Annotated in this window: 19 protein-coding genes; 9 read left to right on the forward strand and 10 right to left on the reverse strand. The window is 74.4% G+C overall.

Annotated elements, in window-relative coordinates:
* Positions 1–37: 37 nt before the first annotated feature.
* Both AC6I72_RS22555 and AC6I72_RS22560 read right to left on the reverse strand, forming a co-directional pair.
* A complete protein-coding gene (locus AC6I72_RS22555; RefSeq protein ID WP_498002975.1) occupies positions 38–796 on the reverse strand; it encodes an SDR family oxidoreductase in 759 nt (252 codons plus the stop codon).
* 105 nt (positions 797–901) lie between these two features.
* Positions 902–1927, reverse strand: coding sequence for a Gfo/Idh/MocA family protein (locus AC6I72_RS22560; RefSeq protein ID WP_498002976.1), 1026 nt, complete (start codon positions 1925–1927; stop codon positions 902–904).
* A gap of 170 nt (positions 1928–2097) precedes the next feature.
* Here AC6I72_RS22560 and AC6I72_RS22565 point away from each other — a divergent pair, with 170 nt between their 5' ends.
* The 3 genes from AC6I72_RS22565 to AC6I72_RS22575 all read left to right on the forward strand — a co-directional run bounded on the left by AC6I72_RS22565 (position 2098) and on the right by AC6I72_RS22575 (position 5685).
* Positions 2098–3486, forward strand: a complete 1389-nt coding sequence (locus tag AC6I72_RS22565; protein ID WP_498002977.1) for a multidrug effflux MFS transporter — start codon at positions 2098–2100, stop codon at positions 3484–3486.
* Positions 3483–4613: a serine hydrolase domain-containing protein gene (locus AC6I72_RS22570; RefSeq protein ID WP_498004790.1), complete on the forward strand. Its 1131-nt coding sequence runs from the start codon at positions 3483–3485 to the stop codon at positions 4611–4613. Before AC6I72_RS22565 ends, AC6I72_RS22570 begins: the two co-directional genes overlap by 4 nt.
* Positions 4614–4674: 61 nt before the next feature.
* Positions 4675–5685, forward strand: a complete 1011-nt coding sequence (locus AC6I72_RS22575) for a small ribosomal subunit Rsm22 family protein (RefSeq protein ID WP_498002979.1) — start codon at positions 4675–4677, stop codon at positions 5683–5685.
* A 122-nt stretch (positions 5686–5807) separates the two neighbouring features.
* Here the strand turns inward: AC6I72_RS22575 and ddaH are convergent, their stop codons facing one another.
* Entirely contained in the window at positions 5808–6629 is an 822-nt protein-coding gene (gene ddaH, locus AC6I72_RS22580; protein WP_498002981.1) for a dimethylargininase, read from the reverse strand.
* A 264-nt stretch (positions 6630–6893) separates the two neighbouring features.
* Here ddaH and AC6I72_RS22585 point away from each other — a divergent pair, with 264 nt between their 5' ends.
* Together AC6I72_RS22585 and AC6I72_RS22590 are read left to right on the forward strand one after the other, a co-directional pair.
* A complete protein-coding gene (locus AC6I72_RS22585; RefSeq protein ID WP_498002983.1) occupies positions 6894–7520 on the forward strand; it encodes a TetR/AcrR family transcriptional regulator in 627 nt (208 codons plus the stop codon).
* Positions 7521–7857: 337 nt separating this feature from the next.
* Entirely contained in the window at positions 7858–8610 is a 753-nt protein-coding gene (locus AC6I72_RS22590) for a bifunctional DNA primase/polymerase (protein WP_498002985.1), read from the forward strand.
* Positions 8611–8785: 175 nt separating this feature from the next.
* Here AC6I72_RS22590 and AC6I72_RS22595 read toward each other — a convergent pair whose 3' ends face one another.
* The 4 genes from AC6I72_RS22595 to efeO are packed head-to-tail and all read right to left on the reverse strand — an operon-like array spanning position 8786 to position 13063.
* Entirely contained in the window at positions 8786–9799 is a 1014-nt protein-coding gene (locus AC6I72_RS22595; RefSeq protein WP_498002987.1) for an SCO2278 family lipoprotein, read from the reverse strand.
* On the reverse strand, positions 9759–10631 hold the full coding sequence (gene efeU / locus AC6I72_RS22600) for an iron uptake transporter permease EfeU (RefSeq protein ID WP_498002989.1): 873 nt from the start codon (positions 10629–10631) through the stop codon (positions 9759–9761). The genes AC6I72_RS22595 and efeU overlap by 41 nt, the downstream gene beginning before the upstream one ends.
* A gap of 4 nt (positions 10632–10635) precedes the next feature.
* Positions 10636–11901 (reverse strand): iron uptake transporter deferrochelatase/peroxidase subunit, encoded by a 1266-nt coding sequence (gene efeB, locus AC6I72_RS22605; protein WP_498002991.1) that lies wholly within the window; start codon positions 11899–11901, stop codon positions 10636–10638.
* A 10-nt stretch (positions 11902–11911) separates the two neighbouring features.
* Positions 11912–13063 (reverse strand): iron uptake system protein EfeO, encoded by a 1152-nt coding sequence (gene efeO / locus AC6I72_RS22610; RefSeq protein WP_498002993.1) that lies wholly within the window; start codon positions 13061–13063, stop codon positions 11912–11914.
* A 222-nt stretch (positions 13064–13285) separates the two neighbouring features.
* Here efeO and AC6I72_RS22615 point away from each other — a divergent pair, with 222 nt between their 5' ends.
* Positions 13286–13939 carry a PhzF family phenazine biosynthesis protein gene (locus tag AC6I72_RS22615; RefSeq protein ID WP_498002995.1) on the forward strand — a complete coding sequence of 218 codons (654 nt, stop codon included), beginning with the start codon at positions 13286–13288 and terminating at the stop codon, positions 13937–13939.
* A gap of 319 nt (positions 13940–14258) precedes the next feature.
* Here the strand turns inward: AC6I72_RS22615 and map are convergent, their stop codons facing one another.
* A complete protein-coding gene (gene map / locus AC6I72_RS22620; RefSeq protein WP_037855732.1) occupies positions 14259–15116 on the reverse strand; it encodes a type I methionyl aminopeptidase in 858 nt (285 codons plus the stop codon).
* 58 nt (positions 15117–15174) lie between these two features.
* Between map and AC6I72_RS22625 the strand changes: the two genes are divergently transcribed.
* Entirely contained in the window at positions 15175–15426 is a 252-nt protein-coding gene (locus AC6I72_RS22625) for a hypothetical protein (RefSeq protein WP_498002998.1), read from the forward strand.
* A 66-nt stretch (positions 15427–15492) separates the two neighbouring features.
* Here AC6I72_RS22625 and AC6I72_RS22630 read toward each other — a convergent pair whose 3' ends face one another.
* Both AC6I72_RS22630 and AC6I72_RS22635 read right to left on the reverse strand, forming a co-directional pair.
* A complete protein-coding gene (locus tag AC6I72_RS22630) occupies positions 15493–16758 on the reverse strand; it encodes an MFS transporter (RefSeq protein WP_498004791.1) in 1266 nt (421 codons plus the stop codon).
* 515 nt (positions 16759–17273) lie between these two features.
* Positions 17274–17873 carry a hypothetical protein gene (locus tag AC6I72_RS22635; protein WP_498002999.1) on the reverse strand — a complete coding sequence of 200 codons (600 nt, stop codon included), beginning with the start codon at positions 17871–17873 and terminating at the stop codon, positions 17274–17276.
* A 140-nt stretch (positions 17874–18013) separates the two neighbouring features.
* On the opposite strand from AC6I72_RS22635, the gene npdG reads away from it, so the two are divergent.
* Together npdG and AC6I72_RS22645 are read left to right on the forward strand one after the other, a co-directional pair.
* Positions 18014–18718 (forward strand): NADPH-dependent F420 reductase, encoded by a 705-nt coding sequence (gene npdG, locus AC6I72_RS22640; RefSeq protein WP_498003000.1) that lies wholly within the window; start codon positions 18014–18016, stop codon positions 18716–18718.
* A 116-nt stretch (positions 18719–18834) separates the two neighbouring features.
* Positions 18835–19020, forward strand: coding sequence for a hypothetical protein (locus tag AC6I72_RS22645; RefSeq protein WP_037855740.1), 186 nt, complete (start codon positions 18835–18837; stop codon positions 19018–19020).
* Positions 19021–19152 lie beyond the last annotated feature (132 nt).

The raw sequence follows: 19152 nt of genomic DNA on the forward strand, positions 1-19152 counted from the left end.
CGGCTGCCGCGCACACCGGGGCATGCGCCCCTTGCGCTCAGCCCCGGCCCACGTAGGGCATCGTCGTCGCCAGCACCGTCGCGAACTGCACGTTGGCCTCCAGCGGCAGCTCCGCCATGTGCCGCACCGTGCGCGCCACGTCCGCGACGTCCATCACCGGCTCCGGCACCACCTCGCCGTTCGCCTGGAGGGCGCCGGTCCGCATCCGGGACGTCATGTCGGTGGCCGCGTTGCCGATGTCGATCTGCCCGACCGCGATGCGGTACGGCCGCCCGTCCAGCGACAGGGCCTTGGTCAGGCCGGTCAGCGCGTGCTTGGTGGCGGTGTACGGCGCCGAGTGCGGGCGGGGCGTGTGTGCCGAGATCGAGCCGTTGTTGATGATCCGGCCGCCCTGCGGGTCCTGTTCCTTCATCTGCCGGTACGCCGCCTGCGCGCACAGGAAGGCCCCGTTGAGGTTGGTGTCCACCACGTGCCGCCACGCCTCGTACGACAGGTCCTCGACGGGCACGCCGCCGGGGCCGAACGTGCCCGCGTTGTTGAACAGCAGGTCCACCCGGCCGAACCGGTCCACGGCCGCCGCGAAGAGCGCGGCCACGTCCTCGGGGCGCGCCACGTCCGTGCGCACGGCGAGCGAGACGGCCCCGGGCACGAGGGCCGCCGTCTCCTCCAGGGGCTCCGGGCGCCGGCCCGCCAGGACCACGGACCAGCCCGCGCCGAGCAGTTCCACGGCGACGGCCCGGCCGATGCCGGAGCCCGCCCCGGTCACCACGGCGATCTTCGATGGGGTGTCAGTCATGGCACCGGAGCGTACGAGTCCGGTCCGCCATGCGGAATCCCGCGTCCGCCATACGGATGCCCGCCGCGGGGGGTGCGCCGGCCGGCACCTCCCGCCGGCCGAGCCTCACACGAGCGCGGGTGCGGACTCGGGCTCGGACTCGGGGTCCGCCGCCTCCCCCGGGTAGCGCACCCCGATCCGCTCCCGCACCGCGTCCAGCGTCCGCATCACCGCGAGCGTGCCGTCCAGCGGCACCACCGGCGACTCGGTCTCGCCCGCCCGCAGCGCGCGCATCACCTCCAGCGCCTCGTGCCGCATGCTGGTGCGCGGACCGTCGGCCGGGTCCGCCGTGAACTCCTCGGGGTCGCGGCCGTCGCGGTGGAGCACGAAACGCTCCGGGTGGAAGAAGCCGGACGGCACGTCGACACGGCCGCGGGAGCCGGTGACCGAGGCGGTCGTCCCCGTACCGCCGGTGATGGAGCAGTGCACCTGGGCCAGCGCCCCGCCGTCCCAGGAGAGCAGCGCGCCCGTCTGGAGGTCGACGCCCTCGGGCGAGAGCACCGCCTTCGCCGTGACGTCCGAGGGCTCACCGAGCAGCAGGTGGGCGAAGGACACCGGGTAGACGCCGAGGTCGAGCAGCGCCCCGCCGCCGAGTTCCGGGTCGCGCAGCCGGTGCGCCGGCGGGAAGGGCCCGGCCAGCCCGAAGTCGGCCTGCACCGTGCGCACCTCGCCGATCGCCCCGTCGTCGACGAGCGCCTTCAGCCGCCGCACCAGCGGGTTGCAGTACATCCACATGGCCTCCATCAGGAAGCGCCCGCGACGGCGGGCCAGCGCGACGAGTTCGGTGGCCTCGCGCAGGTTCAGCGTGAACGGCTTCTCGCACAGCACACCGCGCCCGGCCTCCAGGCACAGGCCCGCGGCGGCGCGGTGGGCGACGTGCGGGGTGGCGACGTAGACGACGTCGATGCCGGGGTCGTGCGCCAGTTCGTCCCAACTGCCGTACGCCCGCGGGATCCCGAACCGCTCCGCGAACGCCTCGGCGGAGTCCGCACGGCGGGAGGCCACCGCCACGACCTCGGCGTCCGGCAGGTCCACCAGGTCCGCGGTGAAGGCGGCGGCGATCCCGCCGGTGGCGAGGACGCCCCAGCGCACCTTCTCTCCCGCCCGGCCGGACGCTCGACCCGGCGCCCCGCCGGAGGTCCCACCGGACGCCTCACCGGATATTCCAGGCATTACCGGACCCCACCCTCGCTCATGCGTTCCTCGGCACGGTGTACGAGCTGAGAGCATAGGTGGCGGACCAGCCGGAGAGGGAGGGACACATGTCCGAGGGTGGGGCGTCGGCACCGCACAGGACGGCCGCGGGGGACACGGCCGTACCGAAGCCGAGGCCGGAAGCCACCCCGCCACCGCCGTCACCGGCGCCGGACCGCGCCGCCCGCCGGACCGGACTGCTGGTGACGCTGATCCTCGGCAGCCTGACCGCCACCCCGCCGCTCGCGATGGACATGTACCTGCCCTCGCTGCCGGAGGTCACCCGGTCCCTGCACGCGCCCGCCGCGACCGTCCAGCTCACCCTCACCGCCTGCCTGGCCGGCATGGCGCTCGGGCAGATCGTCGTCGGTCCGATGAGCGACCGGTGGGGCCGCCGCCGCCCGCTGCTCGCCGGTCTCGCGGTCTACGTCCTCGCCACCGCGCTGTGCGCGCTCGCGCCGAACGTCGAGGTCCTGGTCGCCTTCCGGCTGGCGCAGGGCCTGGCGGGCGCGGCCGGCATAGTGATCGCCCGGGCCGTCGTCCGCGACCTGTACGACGGCGTGGCCATGGCCCGGTTCTTCTCCACCCTGATGCTGATCTCCGGTGTCGCGCCGGTCGTCGCCCCGCTCATCGGCGGGCAGATCCTGCGGGTCACGGACTGGCGGGGCGTCTTCGTGGTCCTCACCGTGGTCGGCGCGCTGCTCGGCGCGGTGGTGTGGACCAGGCTCCCGGAGACCCTGCCGCCCGCCGAACGCCACGAGGGCGGCATCGGCGAGGCACTGGGCTCGATGCGCCGGCTCCTCGCCGACCGCGTCTTCACCGGCTACATGATCGCGGGCGGCTTCGCCTTCGCCTCCCTGTTCGCCTACGTGTCCGCGTCGCCGTTCGTGATCCAGGAGATCTACGGCGCCTCGCCGCAGACGTTCAGCCTGCTGTTCGGGCTCAACTCGATCGGCCTGGTCGCCGTCGGCCAGATCAACGGCAAGGTGCTGGTCGGCCGGGTCCGCATGGACCGGGTGCTGGGGGCCGGGCTCGTCGTCGTCATCGTGGCGGCGACCGCCCTGCTGCTGATGGCGGCGGGCGCCTTCGGGCAGGTGGGCCTCGTGCCGGTGGCCGCCGCGCTGTTCGTGCTCATGTCCGCGATGGGCATCACCCTGCCCAACACCCAGACGCTCGCGCTGATGCGCACCAGGCACAACGCCGGTTCCGCCTCCGCGCTGCTCGGCACGTCCTCCTTCCTCATCGGCGCGGTCGCCTCCCCGCTCGTCGGGATCGCCGGGGAGCACACCGCCGTGCCGATGGCCGTCGTCCAGCTGGCGGCGGCGCTCGTCGCGCTGGGCTGCTTCGCGGGAATGTGCCGTCCCTGGGACACGGCCACGGCGGCGGACCCGGCGCACGGCGCAGCGGGAGCAGGGGGAACACAAGGAGCAGCGGGAGCAGAGGGAGCGGAGAGCTGAGCGCGTCGAGACTGCGCCGGGACAGCCCGCAGAAGGCCGGGCTCGACCCCGCCGAACTGCGAGAACTCGTCCACGAGGTGCACGCCCTCACCGCCGGGAGACGCCCCTGGGCGGCGGGCGCCGTCGTGGTCGCCGGGCGCGGCCCGGTGATCGCCGTGGAGGAGGCGGCGGGCTGGGCCGTGCGGTACGCGTCCTACGACCCCGACACCGACCGCGGTGTCGAACTGCCGCCCCGGGCACGGGTCCCCATGACCGTCACCACCCCCTTCGACCTGGCCTCGGTCACCAAGCTGTTCACGGCGGTCGCCGCGATGCAGCAGATCGAACGGGGCACGCTGGGCGTCGACGCGCGCGTGGGGGCGTACCTCCCGGAGTTCCACGCCGCCGCCGCGCACGGCGTCACCGTACGGCAACTGCTCACCCACACCTCCGGACTGCGGCCCGAGATCCCGCTGTACGACTGCCCCGACCCCACCGCCCGGCTCGCACGGCTGCGCGCCGAGCCGCCCGTGGGGGTGCCCGGCACCTACACCTACTCCGACCTCAACCTGCTGCTCCTCCAGCACATCCTGGAGCGCGTCACCGGCCGGCCCCTGGACGACCTGGTCCGCGAGGGCATCACCCGCCCGCTCGGCATGACGGACACCCGCTTCGGCCCCTGCCCCGGCGCGGCGGCCACCGAGGACCAGCGGCGGCCCTGGGCCAAGGCGGACCGCGGGATGCTGCGCGGCGAGGTGCACGACGAGAACGCGTGGGCGCTGGGCGGGGTGGCCGGGCACGCGGGCCTGTTCTCCACGGCGGGCGACCTCGCGGTCTTCTGCCGCGCGCTCCTGGCAGGCGGGTCCTACGGGTCCGCCCGCATCCTCGGCCCCGACTTCGTCGAACTCCTCCTGGCCCCGCCGGGGCTCGGCTTCGCCGTGGACCAGCCCTCGTTCATGGGCGAGCTGGCCGGACGGGGAGCGGCGGGCCACACCGGCTTCACCGGCACCTCGGTGGTCCTGGACCCGGCGACGGACACCTTCCTGGTGCTGCTGGCCACCACCGTGCACCCCCGCAGACGGCGCCCCGACAGCCGGCCGCGCGCGGCGGCGGCCACCCGCCTCGCCCGGGCCGTGCGCGGGACCTGAGCGGGGACCGGGGCCCGGCGCGGGGGGCCGAGCACCCCGTGCGGACTGAGAGAATCGCGTGGTGAACGACGTCGTACTTCCGTCGGAGACCCTCCGCGCCGCGCTCTCCGGACTGCTCGACGGGCTGCCGCCGAGGCAGGCCGCGGGGGCCGTGGAGCGGCTGATCGCGAACTACCGCGGCAGCACCCCGACCGACGCCCCCATCCTGCGGGACCGCGCCGACGTGGCCGCCTACGCCGCGTACCGCATGCCGGCCACCTTCGAGGCGGTACGCGCGGCGCTGACGGCGTTCGCCCGGACCGTCCCCGGCTGGACGCCCGCCGACCACGTCGACGTCGGCGGCGGGACCGGCGCCGCGACCTGGGCCGTCGCCGCCACCTGGGCCGGCGAGCGCCCGGTCACCGTGCTCGACTGGGCGGAGCCCGCGCTCGCCCTGGGCCGGGAGATCGCCGCCGCCCACCCGGACCTGCGCGCCGCTCGCTGGCAGCGGGCACGCATCGGCGCGGCACTCGACCTCGGCACGGCCGACCTCGTCACCGTCTCCTACGTCCTCGGCGAACTGACCGGCCAGGACCGGACGGCCGTCGTCGACGCCGCCGCGCGCGCCGCGCGGACCGTCGTGGTCGTGGAGCCGGGCACCCCCGACGGCTACGCCCGCGTCATCGAGGCCCGTGACCGGCTCGTCGCGGCCGGCTTCCGCATCGCCGCGCCCTGCCCGCACAGCGCCGCCTGCCCCATCGTGCCGGGCACCGACTGGTGCCACTTCTCGGCCCGGGTCAGCCGCTCCTCGCTGCACCGCCAGGTCAAGGGCGGCTCCCTCGCCTACGAGGACGAGAAGTTCGGCTACGTCGCCGCCACCCGTCTGCCCGACGCCACGCCCGCGCCCGCCCGCGTCGTACGCCGCCCGCAGATCCGCAAGGGGCAGGTCCTGCTCGACCTGTGCGAGCCGGACGAGCAGCTGCGCCGCCGTACGGTCACCAAACGCCACGGCGACCTGTACAAGGCGGCCCGGGACACCGACTGGGGCGACGCCTGGCCGCCGGACGGCACCACCGGCGGCCCGGACGCGTAACCGCGGCCCACCGGCCACACGTGCGGCTCCGCCTCACCGGCGGGCCGACACACCGCGGGCCCGCGGGCAACGGCCGGTACGCACCGCGGGCCCCGGCCACGGGACGGACGCCCGGCTCCCTCTCAGTCACGCAGCTCCAGCGAGCAGCCCTTCACCCCGCCGCCGCCCTTGTGCAGTTCGCTCAGGTCCACACCGACGGGCGTGAAGCCGCGTTCCCGCAGCGCCCCGCAGAGTCCGGCAGCCGCCTGCGGCAGCACCACGTGCAGCCCGTCGGACACGGCGTTCAGCCCGAAGACGGCGGCGTCCTCCTCGCTCACCACCAGGGCGTCGGGGAAGAGCCGGCGCAGCACCTCCCGGCTGCCGGGGGAGAAGGCGGCCGGGTGGTACGCCACCTCGTCCGCCGCGTCGTCGAGGACGGCGAGGGCGAGCCCGAGGTGGTAGAAGCGGGGGTCGACCAGCTCCAGGCCGACCACCGGACGGCCCAGGAACTCCTGCGCCTCGCCGTGCGCGAGCGGGTTGGTGCGAAAGCCCCGCCCCGCCAGCACCCAGGAGGCGGTGACCGCGAAGTCACCCTCGCCCTCGTTGATGTGCACGGGCACGTGCAGGTGCCCGAAGCCGTTTTCGGCGAACCACCGCAGGTGCGCCTCGGCCTCCGGCTCCCGCCGCGCGTGGGCGAACCGGGCGCCGAACACCCGCCCGTCCACGACGAGGGCGCCGTCCGCCGTGAACACCATGTCCGGCAGCCCCGGCTCGGGGGCCAGCACGTCGACGGTGTGCCCCAGGGACCGGTACACCTCGCGCACCTGCTCCCACTGGGCCAGTGCCAGGGCCGCGTCGACCGGCTTGGCCGGATCCGCCCAGGCGTTGTCGGCGCAGGTGACGGTGAAGTGGGCGGGCGGGCACATCAGATAGCGCCGGGGACGGGCGCTGCGGGAACGGGCCAAGGCGGGCTCCTCGGAGAGATACCACAGGGACGGGGACGTCGTACCCGCGTGCGGAACAGGGACGCCGTACCCGCGTGGCCGGTGGCCGGGTCGCTTGCTGCCATGGTGCGCCGGGACCGGCCGTCGCGCGCGGGCCGGGGGGCCGCCTTCGCCCGCGCGGGTGGCGCGGGCGGCGGGGCGCCGCACGAGACCCGTCCCGGCGGCGCTCCGGCGGCGGGCGCCGCGGCGAGACGGCCCGTCTCATCACCCTGCTACCGTCGGCCCATGGTCAAGAAGCCCGCCCCCGACGCCGCCCGCCGCAGTGAGAAGTCCCGCCGTGCGATCTACGACGCCGCGCTCGCGCTCGTCGCCGAGGTGGGGTACCCGAGGACCACGGTCGAGGGCATCGCCGCACGGGCCGGGGTCGGCAAGCAGACCATCTACCGGTGGTGGCCGTCCAAGGCGGACGTCCTCCTGGAGGCCTTCCTCGACCTCTCCGAGCAGGGCGCACGGGACAGCGGGGAGAAGCTGGGGGAGACGCAGGGCGGCATCCCGGACACCGGTGACCTCGCCGCCGACCTGAAGGCCGTGCTGCGCGCCACCGTCGACGGGCTCCTCGACCCGAAGTTCGAGGCGCCCTCACGCGCGCTGGCCGCCGAGGGCCTGGTGAACGAGCCGCTCGCCCGCGAACTGGTGGCCCGGCTCCTGGAGCCGCAGCTCCAGCTGTACGTGCGCAGACTGCGCTCCGCGCAGGCGGCCGGAGCCGTACGCCCCGACATCGATCCGCGCATCGCCCTGGAACTCTTCGTCTCCCCGCTCGCCCAGCGCTGGCTCCAGCACACCGGCCCCCTCTCCTACGCGTACACCGACACCCTCGTCGACTACGCGCTGCACGGACTCGCCCCGCGCTGATCCCCCGGCGTCCTGGCGCTGATCCTCCGGTGTCCCTCGCGCTGAGCCCCTGGCGCCGCTCCCGCATGTGAGCCCCCGGCGCCGCCCGCGCGCCGAGTCCCCGGCGGCCCCGCCGCCCCCGCGCTCGACGGCCGTGCACCACGGCCGTGCGCCCGCGCTGCGCCCGCGCTGCGTCGGACCGCGCCCGCGCTGCGCCTGCGTGCTCCGCCCCGCGCGAAGCGGCCGCCGCCCCTGCCCGCAGGACCCCGGATACCGGCTCCGGTCACCGAAGGCGCAGGATGGTGGGACCATGGGAGGCCATGGAGCATGCTGTCCAACCAGCGAGGCGAGGGGATAGATGAGCGGCGCGGAGTTCGGCGGCCGTACCGGCCGGCAGGGCAAACTCTCCCAGTGGCTGCGCGGACGCCGCCCCAAGGAGGCCGCCGGGGACGGCGGCCGGGAGGCCCTGCTGCTCGCCGCCGCCGGCGCGGGACTGCCGCTGGCGCCCGCCGCGCACCCGGGGTCCGGCTACGGCTGTTCCTGCGACCGCGTCGGCTGTCCCACGCCCGCCCGGCACCCGGTGTCGTTCGCCTGGCAGACGCAGTCCACGACCGACCGCGCGCAGGTCGAGCGCTGGGCCAGGCACCAGCCGCAGGCGAACTTCATCACGGCCACCGGCATGACCCACGACGTCCTCGACGTGCCGCTGGAGGCCGGACAGGAGGCGCTGGAGCGGCTGCGGGCCACCGGCGTCGACGTCGGCCCGGTCGCACGGAGCGACGACGGCCGCATGCTGTTCTTCACCCTCACCCGCGGCACCCCCGAGGACGAGGACGAGTGGTGGCCGTGCGAGCTGGACTGCCACCCCGAGACCATGGACGAGCATCCCGGCCTGCGCTGGCACTGCCGCGGCTCCTACGTCCTCGTCCCCCCGGCCCGGCTGCCCGGTGACGGGGGCCGGGCGGTGCGCTGGGTCGAGGGCCAGGGCCCGGAACACGCCCTCCCGGACCCGCTCACCCTGCTGGAAGCCCTCACCGACGCCTGCGCCCGCCACACCGCCGACGACAGCGACCCGGGCCACGCGCACGCGGCCTGGCCCGTACGCCACTGACCGGGGACGGTCACTGAAGCGAGGACGGCCCCTGCCCGCGTGGACGGCCCCTGAAGCGGGGACGGCCACTGACCGCCGAGGTCACTGACCCCGGACCAGCCCCTGAGCCCGCACGCCCCGGCCTCCTGAGCCCGGACCCCCGCTCCCTGCCCCCTCGAAGGGGACCCGGCGCGCGTCAGCCGCCCTGCGCCGACGTCATGCCCTGCACACGGCCCACGACCGACACCTTCTTGCCGCCCGCGCCCGCGCCTGCTCCCGTGGCCGGGTCGAGAGCCACTTCGTTGGAGACGAACTCCATCGTCAGCGACTGCTTGATCTCGCCCTTGGTGAGCGCCCGCACGCCCTTGTTCGGGGTCGGCACCGAGGCGCCCGAGGCGGCCGTCTGCTTCTGGTAGTGGTGCGTGGCGAAGAACACCAGGGCCCCGCCGTCGGCCGTGCGCAGCGCCAGCGGGGCGTAGTCGCCGCCGGTCAGCGGCTCGTCGATGTACTGCGTGGCCAGCCCCGGCCGCACCGCGTTCTTCGCGCGCAGCGCACGCCAGCCCGAGGTGTGCACCCCCGCGGCGAACGTGTCACCGCCGTCCTTCAGGTACGTCGCGTAGCCACGGCTCAGCCCGCCCGGCGCGGCGGCCAGACCGGCGGCGCCGGCGGGCACGGCCTCCGCCCAGCCGTCCTTGTCCTCGCGGAACTTCGGCACCTCCTCGGGAGCCACCAGCGTCAGGTACGCCACCTGCCACTTCTCGGTGAGCGCGTGCCGGGTGAACACCAGCAGCCAGCGTGCGCCGCCGCCCTTGTTGCCCTTCGCGTCGGCGAGGAACCAGCGCGGCCAGCCGGCCTTCCGGGGGATCGTGAACTTCGCGTCCGTCAGCTTCAGCGGCGCGTGGGCGGTGTTGCCGCCCGGGCTGTTGATGTGGCCCGCCTTCAGCCGGGCCGCGTCGATCGCGCCGAACGCGCCGGTGACGTGACCGGCGTCCAGCGAACTGTCGTACGCCTTGTCGGCCTTGTTGTACGCGGCCGTGAACTGCGCCAGCGCCGTCGCGGCCTCGGCCCGGGTGGCCGAGGGGAGCACCTCGCGTTCCCCGTGCACCACCACGCACCCGCCGGCGGTCAGCGCCAGCGCGGTCACCGAGGCCGCCAGCGCGGTCGTCCGCTCAAGCCTGCGAAGCCTTCGAGGGCCGCGACCCCTGCTCATCAGCTACCGTCACCTTCCCCTTCCCGGAGGCGAACCCTACCGGGGCGAAGAACACGGTGAGCGTCGGGACCAGGTACAGCAGCCACACCGTGACCTGGAGGACGGTCGGGTCCGGCTGGAAGTTGAACACGCCCTTCAGGAGCGTGCCGTACCAGCTGTCCGGCGGGATGGTGCCGGAGATGTCGAAGGCCAGGTTCGTCAGCCCCGGCAGCCAGTCCGCCTCCTGGAGGTCGTGGAAGCCGTACGCGAGCACGCCCGCCGCGACGACGACCAGCATGGCGCCGGTCCAGGTGAAGAACTTGGCCAGGTTGATCTTCAGCGCGCCCCGGTAGAACAGCCAGCCGAGCAGGACCGCGCTGGCGATGCCGAGGGCCACGCCGATCAGCGGGCGCGGGGTGCCGTCGGAGGCGGCGTGCACGGACGCCCACACGAACAGCGCCGTCTCCAGGCCTTCGCGGCCCACCGCCAGGAACGCGGTGGCGACCAGCGCGCCGGTGCCCATCGCGAGGGCCGCGTCCAGCTTTCCGTGCAGCTCGGACTTCAGGTGCCGGGCGGTGCGCCGCATCCAGAACACCATCCACGTCACCAGGCCGACCGCCATGACGGACAGCGAACCGCCCAGCGCCTCCTGCGCCGCGAACGTCAGCTCCTGCGAGCCGAACTCGAGGACGCAGCCGAAGCCCATCGCGATGGCGACCGCGATGCCGATGCCGGTCCAGATCGGCCGCAGCGCGTCCCTGCGGCCGGTCTTGACCAGATAGGCGATGAGGATGCACACGACGAGGCTGGCCTCCAGCCCCTCGCGCAGACCGATCAGATAGTTGGAGAACACGGACCTACGCCTCCTCGGACAGCAGTGTGCGGCCCCACCAGTCGTCCGCGTCGCGGACGCCGGGCGGGATCGCGAAGACCGCCGAACCCACGTGCTGGATGTATTCGTTGAGCGCGTCGTGCGCGGCCAGCCTGCGCTGGAGCGGGATGAACCCCGTGCGGGGGTCGCGCTGGTAGGCCAGGAAGAACAGGCCCGCGTCGAGGCGGCCGAGGCCGTCGGTGCCGTCGGTGAAGGAGTAGCCCCGGCGCAGGATCGTGATTCCGCCGTTGGCGTCGGGGTGCGCGAGCCGGACGTGCGCGCCGGGCTTCATCGCCTTCAGGAACGGCTCGTCGTGCTCCTTGGCCTTGCCTACCGGCGCGCCCTCGCCCTTGTCCCGGCCGAAGACGTCCTCCTGCTCCTGCAGCGAGGTCCGGTCCCAGGTCTCGATGTTCATCCGGATGCGCCGGGCGACGAGGTACGAACCCCCGCTCATCCAGGCGTCCTTGGCGCCCCCGTCCCCGCCCTTGGCCCACACGAACTTCTCCAGCCGGTCCGTCTCGGTCCCGGCGATGTTGCGCGTGCCGTCCTTGAAACCGAAGAGGTTGCGGGGCGTCTGGGAGCCGGGGGTGGTCGAGGAGGTCTTGCCGAAGCCGAGCTGGGACCAGCGGATGGCGACCTTGCCGAAGCCGATGCGGGCCAGGTTGCGGATGGCGTGCACGGCGACCTGCGGGTCGTCCGCGCAGGCCTGGATGCACAGGTCGCCGCCGGTGCGGGTCCGGTCGAGGTTGTCGCCGGGGAACTTGGGCAGGTCGACGAGGGCCGCCGGGCGCTTCTCCTTCAGTCCGAACTTCTCGAACAGGGAGGGCCCGAAGCCGAGGGTGAGGGTGAGCCGGGAGGGCGGCAGACCCAGCGCCTCGCCGGTGTCGTCCGGAGGCGCCTCGGCGAGCCCGCCGTAGGCGCCCTCGCCGACCGCCCTGCCCGCGGTCATCCGGCGCGCGGCGGCCGTCCAGTCCTTCAGCAACCGGACGAACTCGGCGCGGTCGTCGGTCTTCACGTCGAACGCGGCGAAGTGCAGCCGGTCCTGGACGGGCGTGGCGATGCCCGCCTGGTGGGCGCCGTGGAACTCCACCGCGCCGGACTCCTGCGGACCGGAGGCGTCCGGGCCGTCCCCGTTCTTCGCCAGCGCCACCGCGCCGCCGGCCGCGACCGCGCCGAGCGCGAGCCCGGCGCCGCCCCAGCCGATCAGCGCCCGCCGGGAGGGCGCGGTGCCCTGCGTCTGTCCCTCTGCCATGACCCCGCCCCTACTTCTTCACCACGGCGACGGCGAGCTTGGACAGCGGCTCGGCGAGCGCGTTCACCGCGTCCGACAGCTCCTTGCGGCCGTCCTTGCCGACCGTGTCGTAGGAGACGAAGTCGTACTGCGTCTTGTCCGAGCCCTTGGTGCGGTAGCTGTCGAGGAGGGTGTTCAGCGCGCCGAACTGCTTGTCGAGGTCCTTGGTGAGCGCCGGGTCGTTCTTCGCCGCGACCGGCTTGAGCAGGTCGTACGCCTTCTGCGCGCCCTCGACGTTGCCCTTGAAGTCGACCAGGTCGGTGTGGGCGTAACGGTCCTCCTCGCCGGTCACCTTGCCGGTGGCGACCTCGTCGAGGAGTTCCTTGGCGCCGTTGGCCATGGAGGTCGGGGTGATCTCGGCGGTGCCGACCCGCTTCTGCCAGTCCTTGAGGTCGGTGACGAGCCGGTCGGCGAGGGTCTTCTCCTCGGCGCCGATCTTGCCGTCCTTGAACAGCGACTTCTCCAGCCGGTGCCAGCCCGTCCACTGCTGGCCGTCCTCCAGGCCGTCCTCGCGCACGTCGACCTTGGGGTCGATGTCGCCGAAGGACTCGGCGACCGGCTCGGTGCGCTCCCAGCCCAGGCGCGAGGGGGCGTAGGCCTTCTTGGCGGCGGCCAGGTCCCCGGCCTTGACGGCCTTCACGAACGCCTCGACGCGCGGCAGGGTCTCGTCGGCCTGGTCCTGGGCGTACTGGCGGTAGTCGGCGACGGCCTTGTCCAGCCGGGGGTCGCGCGCGGCGGCGGCGCCCTTGCCGGTGACGGTGAGCTTCTGCCGTACGCCGTGGCCCTTCATGCCGGGGCGGCAGGCGATCTCGTACGAGCCCGCTTTGACCTCGGCGGTCAGCGTGTACTTGGTGCCGGGGCCGATGTTCTCCTTCTCGGAGACGATCCGGTCGTCCGGGAAGACGATCTCCACCTCGGTCGCCCGGGACCCCTTGTTCTCTATCTTCAGCGTCACCTGGCCGGCCGGGACGCTCTTCGCGGACGTCTCGCACGTGGAGTCGGCCGCGGTCACCTGGATCGCGTCGCCGTCGGAGGCGTCGCTCTTGGCGGTGCAGGCCGTCACGGCGGTCAGAGCGGCCGCGGTGGCGGCGGCGGTGACGACGGAGAGTCGGACGGCTCGCATGCAGGCTCCAGGTGAGAACAGTTGGTGAGGCTGCCCTAACTTACCCGAGGCTTACCTCACCTCCACCCGTCCGGTCCGTGATTCAGCTCGCATCGGCCGCCCGGAAAGATCACAGGCACGGCTTGGTCTCGGCACCGCAAAGAGAAGGTCATGCAATGGCAAAGTGCCGGTAATGCCGGTCTGGCGCCGGGCCCCGGGCTCCGCTGGTGCTTCAATTCCCCGGTGACTGACTACGACGTGCTGCGCGTCTTCTGCGGCCCCCGCGGCGGCTACGGCAACGAACTGGGCGTGGTCCGCGACGGCGCCCTGCTCCCCGGCCGCGACGACCGCCAGGCGTTCGCCGCCGAACTCGGCTTCAGCGAGACGGTGTTCGTCGACGACCCCGAGCGCGGCGTCATCGACATCTACACCCCCACCCTGCGCCTGCCCTTCGCCGGCCACCCCTGCGTCGGCACCGCCTGGCTGCTGGACGTACCGGAACTGGTCACCCCGGCGGGCCGGGCCGGCGCCCGCATGGACGGCGAGTTCACCTGGATCGAGGCCCGCCCCGAGTGGGCCCCGCCCCGCACCCTGCGCCAGTACGCCACCCCCGCCGAGGTCGACGACCTTCCCGTCCCGCCGCCCGGAGAGTGGATCTACGCCTGGTCCTGGGAGGACGAACCGGCCGGCCGCATCCGCGCCCGCGCCTTCCCCGGCCGCGACGACGGCATCGACGAGGACGAGGCCACGGGCGCGGCAGCCCTGCTCCTGACGGCCCGACTGGGCCGCGCCCTGAACATCACCCAGGGCTCCGGCTCCCAGATCCTGACGGCACCCCAGCCGGAGGGGTGGGTGGAGGTCGGCGGGCGGGTGGTTCTTGAGGGGCGGGAACGCTGACCGGTGCCGGGCCCCGGGACGAGGGCGGGTCCGCGGGCGGGGGCGGCGGCGTCTCGTCCGGAGATACCAGCGGCGCTGTGCCGCCGCCGCTGCCCGAGGCATGCTCTTCCTCGCCGGGCCAGGTCATCTCCGCGTAATCGGCGAGCCGGGACCTGGGGACGCGCCTGGTCTCCTCGTTGTCACCCCCGTGATCAACCATGTCCGGAAGGGTCCCGACATCGGAGGGTGATGTGCAACGCGGGCAGCGGAGGGGCGTTCGTTTCCGGCCTTTCGCGTGGCGGGCTCGTGTCGTGCCGGCCGGTCCGCGGCAAGGGTGGGGCTACGGCAGCGTCAGAATGTCCGCGCCCGTTTCCGTGACGACCAGGGTGTGCTCGAACTGGGCCGTGCGCCTGCGGTCCTTGGTCACGACGGTCCAGCCGTCGTCCCAGACGTCGTACTCGATGGTGCCCAGCGTCAGCATCGGCTCGATCGTGAACGTCATGCCGGGCCGCATGACCGTGGTGGCGTGCGGGCTGTCGTAGTGCGGGACGATCAGGCCGGAGTGGAAGGACGTGTTGATGCCGTGGCCGGTGAAGTCGCGGACCACGCCGTAGCCGAAGCGCTTGGCGTAGGACTCGATGACCCGGCCGATGATGTTGATCTGCCGGCCCGGCCTGACCGCCTTGATCGCCCGGTTCAGGGCCTCGCGGGTGCGCTCCACCAGCAGGCGGCTCTCCTCGTCGACGTCACCGACGAGGTAGGTGGCGTTGTTGTCGCCGTGCACGCCGCCGATGTACGCCGTCACGTCGAGGTTGACGATGTCGCCGTCGCGCAGCACCGTCGAGTCGGGGATGCCGTGGCAGATCACCTCGTTGACCGACGTGCACAGCGACTTGGGGAAGCCGCGGTAGCCGAGGGTGGACGGGTAGGCGCCGTGGTCGCACATGTACGCGTGGGCCACCCGGTCCAGTTCGTCGGTGGTGACGCCCGGCGCGATGTGCTTCGCCGCCTCCTCCATCGCCTGCGCGGCGATCCGCCCGGCGACCCGCATCGCCTCGACGGTCTCCGGGGTCTGCACCTCCGGCCCGGTGTACGGCTTCGGCGCGGGCCTGCCGACGTACTCGGGGCGGCGGATGTTTCCGGGCACGGAACGGGCGGGGGACAGCTCCCCGGGGACGAGCAGCGACTGGCCAGACATGCCGGTGAGTCTATCGAGCGCCGATGGGGGAACATGTCGGTGGCGAGAGGAGCTGGTCATGGCCCTGTTCAAGAAGCGCACCGCGGGCAAGCCGGGCGAGTGGTTCTACTGCCTGGAGCACCAGAAGGTCGAGGAGGGGCCCGAGTGCCCGGCCAAGGACCGGTTCGGCCCGTACACCTCCCGGCAGGAGGCGCAGCACGCGATGGACACCGCCCGCGAGCGCAACCTCCAGTGGGAGACCGACCCGCGCTGGCACGACGCGCCGGCCGGCGGCGAGCGGGAAGAGGACGGGCGCGGCCCGCAGAGCTGACCGGACGGCGTCGAGGGCGGCCTCCCGGAGGCACCGGTGGCGGCGGACGCCTGGCGCGGCGTCCGCTCAGGTCGGTGCCCGTACGGCGGCCGCGCGGTCCTCGCGCAGCCGCACCGCGTGCTCGTCGGTGCGCGCGTCGTACCTCATCAGCCCCGGCAGGCACAGCGCCAGCAGCCCCACCGCCCCCGCGCACAGCACGCCGCCGGACCACACGGACGCCCGTACGCCCCACCAGGCGGCGACCGAGCCGGAACGGACCTGCCCGAGCTGTGGACCCACCGAGTACGACAGCAGTTCGATCCCGGCCAGCCGGCCGCGCAGCGCGTCCGGGATGGTCTGGTTCCACATGGCGCCCCGGAAGATCCCGCTCACCATGTCGCAGCCGCCCGCCACGGTGAGGCACAGCAGCACCAGCCAGACGTCGCCGGCGAGTCCGGCGGCGGCCACGGAAAGCCCCCACATCAGCGCCGCCAGCACCACCGTCCGGCCGTGCCGGTGCACCCGCGAGGTCCAGCCGCTGGTCACGCTGACCAGCAGCGACCCCAGCGGTACCGCCGCGTACATCAGGCCCAGCGACCAGCGGGCGTGCAGCTCGTCCGCGAGGAAGGGCAGCACCGCCAGCGGCATCGCCAGGAACATAGCGGCCAGGTCGACCGCGTACGTCCCGAGCAGCTCCTTGCGGCCCCACGCGTAGCGGGCGCCCTCGGCGATCGCCCGCAGCGACGGCTTCGCGGCCTCGTGCGCGGCGGGCTGGGCGGCGATCCGGACCACGAGGACCACCGAGACGGCGAAGGTCGCCAGGTCGGCCGCGTAGGCCGGGGCGAGGCCCGCGTACGCCACGATCACGCCCGCCACCGCCGGGCCCGCCACCCCGCCCACGGTCCAGCGCAGCGAGTTCAGCGCGGTCGCGGCGGGCAGGTGGTCGTGGGCCACGATCCGCGGCCACAGCGAGTCCAGGGCGGGCCGCTGCACGGCGGTCAGCGCGGAGGACAGGGCGGCGACCGCGTACAGCGGCCACACCGCCGGGTGCGGCAGCAGGGCGTCGAACAGCAGTCCGGCGCTGAGCACGCCGAGCCCGGCCTCGGTCCACAGGATCAGCCGCCGCTTGTCGGCCGCGTCGGCGAGCGCCCCGCCGTAGAGCCCGAACACGATCAGGGGCACCAGCTCCACGGCCCCGATCGCGCCCACCGCCGCGGCGGACCCGGTCAGCTCCTTGATCTGCACGGGCAGCGCGACGAAGGTCAGGAACGTCCCGAAGTTGGAGATCAGCCCCGACACCCACAGCCTGCGGAAGTCCCGGGAGGCCCGCCAGGGCGCGAGATCGGGCAACAGCGCGCGGAGACCGGCGGGCGGGGCAGAGGGCGGGGCAGGGGCGCCGGTGACGGCGTCCGCGGGGGCGCCGGTGGGGGGTGCGAGGGGCGGCCCGGCGGGCGGCGCGTCACAGGGCGGTGCGGAGGACGCCGCGGCGGGCGCGGCCGGGGAGGGGGCGGGGGAGGGCGCGGGGCCGTGGTCGGTCACGTCGGGCCATGCTCGGGCGGACGCCGGACGAGGGGCAACCGGTTTTCCGGGAGGCGGACGGAACCCGTGCCTGACGCGCTGTCCGGCCACCTATAGGGCGCGCTGCCTTCGCCTGTCCCTGACGGGGGCGTCGCCCAGCTTCGTGCTGGGCGCTTCGCCCAGCCACGTGCCGGGTGCGTCATCCGGCTCCTGTCGGGGCGGTTCCTGCCGGGAGCGCAGTCCTCGCTCCCGTCGGGCGCCGCCCTCTGCCTCCTGCCCGCGTCACCCCTGCGCCCGCCGGGCCGGGCGCCCTGTCTCCCGGCCCGACGCCGGTCGCCCCCTCGGCCCGGTCACCAGCGCGCAGGTGGCGGGGCCGTCAGGGTCTCCGCCAGGCTCGACAAGCGGTCCCGCCACCGGCCGCGTCCCCGGGGCCCGGGCAGCGGGTTCTCCCCGGCCGCCGCGCTGACCAGGTGCTGCACGGTGTCCAGGTCCAGCTCCGCCTCGTCCGGCACCGCCAGTGTCTCGTGGGCCATCGCCGCCAGCTCGCCCCCGCCCGTGCCCAGCGCCAGTACCGTCGCCCCGGCCCGCCGCGCCGCGTGCACCCGGGGCAGCAGCGGCTCGGGCTCCCCGGGCGCCACGACGAGCAGCGTCTCGCCGCGGCGGGCGGCCTCCAGCCGGCCGAGCCCGACCGCGAGGTGCGCCGGATCGGCGGGGCGCGCGCCGTGCCGCACCAGGGTGGGGACCAGCTCGGGCGTGCCCGACCAGGCGGCCTCGTCCACCAGGTGCGCCGCCAGGTGCCACGGCTCGTGGTCCGGGGTGCCGACCAGCAGCAGCCCGCCCCCGTGCGACACCACCGACCCGCGCAGCGCCCTCGCGAAACGCCGGGTGGCGTCCAGCCACTCGGTCCCGGCGAGCACCTCGCGCAGCAACGCGACCCGTACGGCGTCCATACGAGCGCATGGTGCCCCGAACCGCCGCGCGGGATGCGGAGTTCGGCCGGGATTCGCCCGCACCGGGGACACGGCGCGGGCCGCGGTGACGCGGCTCACCTGGGCGGGTGGGGGCCGGGCCGCGGACGTAGAGTCGGCCCATGACCTCTAGCGACAGTGCACAGAAGGCCCCCGCCAAGGACCCCTGGGACCTGCCCGACGTCTCCGGGCTGGTCGTCGGCGTGCTCGGCGGGACCGGCCCGCAGGGCAAGGGCCTGGCCTACCGGCTCGCCCGGGCCGGCCAGAAGGTGATCATCGGCTCCCGGGCCGCCGAGCGGGCGCGGGCCGCGGCGGAGGAGACCGGGCACGGCGTCGAGGGCGCGGACAACGCCGAGACCGCCCGCCGCAGCGACATCGTGATCGTCGCGGTGCCCTGGGAGGGCCACGGCAAGACCCTTGAGGCGCTGCGCGGGGAACTGGCCGGCAAGCTCGTCGTGGACTGCGTCAACCCGCTCGGCTTCGACAAGAAGGGCGCCTACGCGCTCAAGCCCGAGGAGGGCAGCGCCGCCGAACAGGCCGCCGCACTGCTCCCGGACTCCCGGGTCACCGCCGCCTTCCACCACCTGTCGGCCGTCCTCCTGCAGGACCCGGAGATCGAGCGGATCGACACCGACGTGATGGTCCTCGGCGAGGAGCGCGCCGACGTGGAGACCGTCCAGGCGCTGGCCGGCCGCGTCCCCGGCATGCGCGGCATCTTCGCCGGCCGGCTGCGCAACGCGCACCAGGTGGAGTCGCTCGTCGCCAACCTGATCTCGGTCAACCGCCGCTACAAGGCGCACGCGGGTCTGCGGATCACGGACGTCTGAGCCGTCCCCGCGCGCCCCGGCACGCCCCCGCACCGGTCCGGGGCACGGATGGGGGACACTGGTCGGCGAAGCAGTCCCGAGCAGTGTCCCCGTGTTCCCGACAGGAGCCCACCGTCATGCCCCGCCTCGCCCTCTACGCCCTGATCGTCTGCGTGCTCGCCGTGGCCGCGGCCGTCGTCTCCTTCGTGCAGGGCAGCTGGCTGGGGGTCGTGTGGATCCTGCTGGCGGGCCTGTCGTCCAACATGACCTGGTACTACGCGCGCCGGGGCCGGGCGGCCCGCGGCGGCTCCGTCACCGGCTGACCGACGGGCCCCTCACCGGACGGCCGGGCACCAGCGGCACCGGACGAGCGGGCACCAGCGGCTCCGGACGGCCGGAGGCGTACGCGGCTCCGGACGGCCGGACGGCCGCGGCACCCGCGGGCCGAAGCCGGC

This window comes from Streptomyces sp. Xyl84 (genome assembly GCF_059731885.1).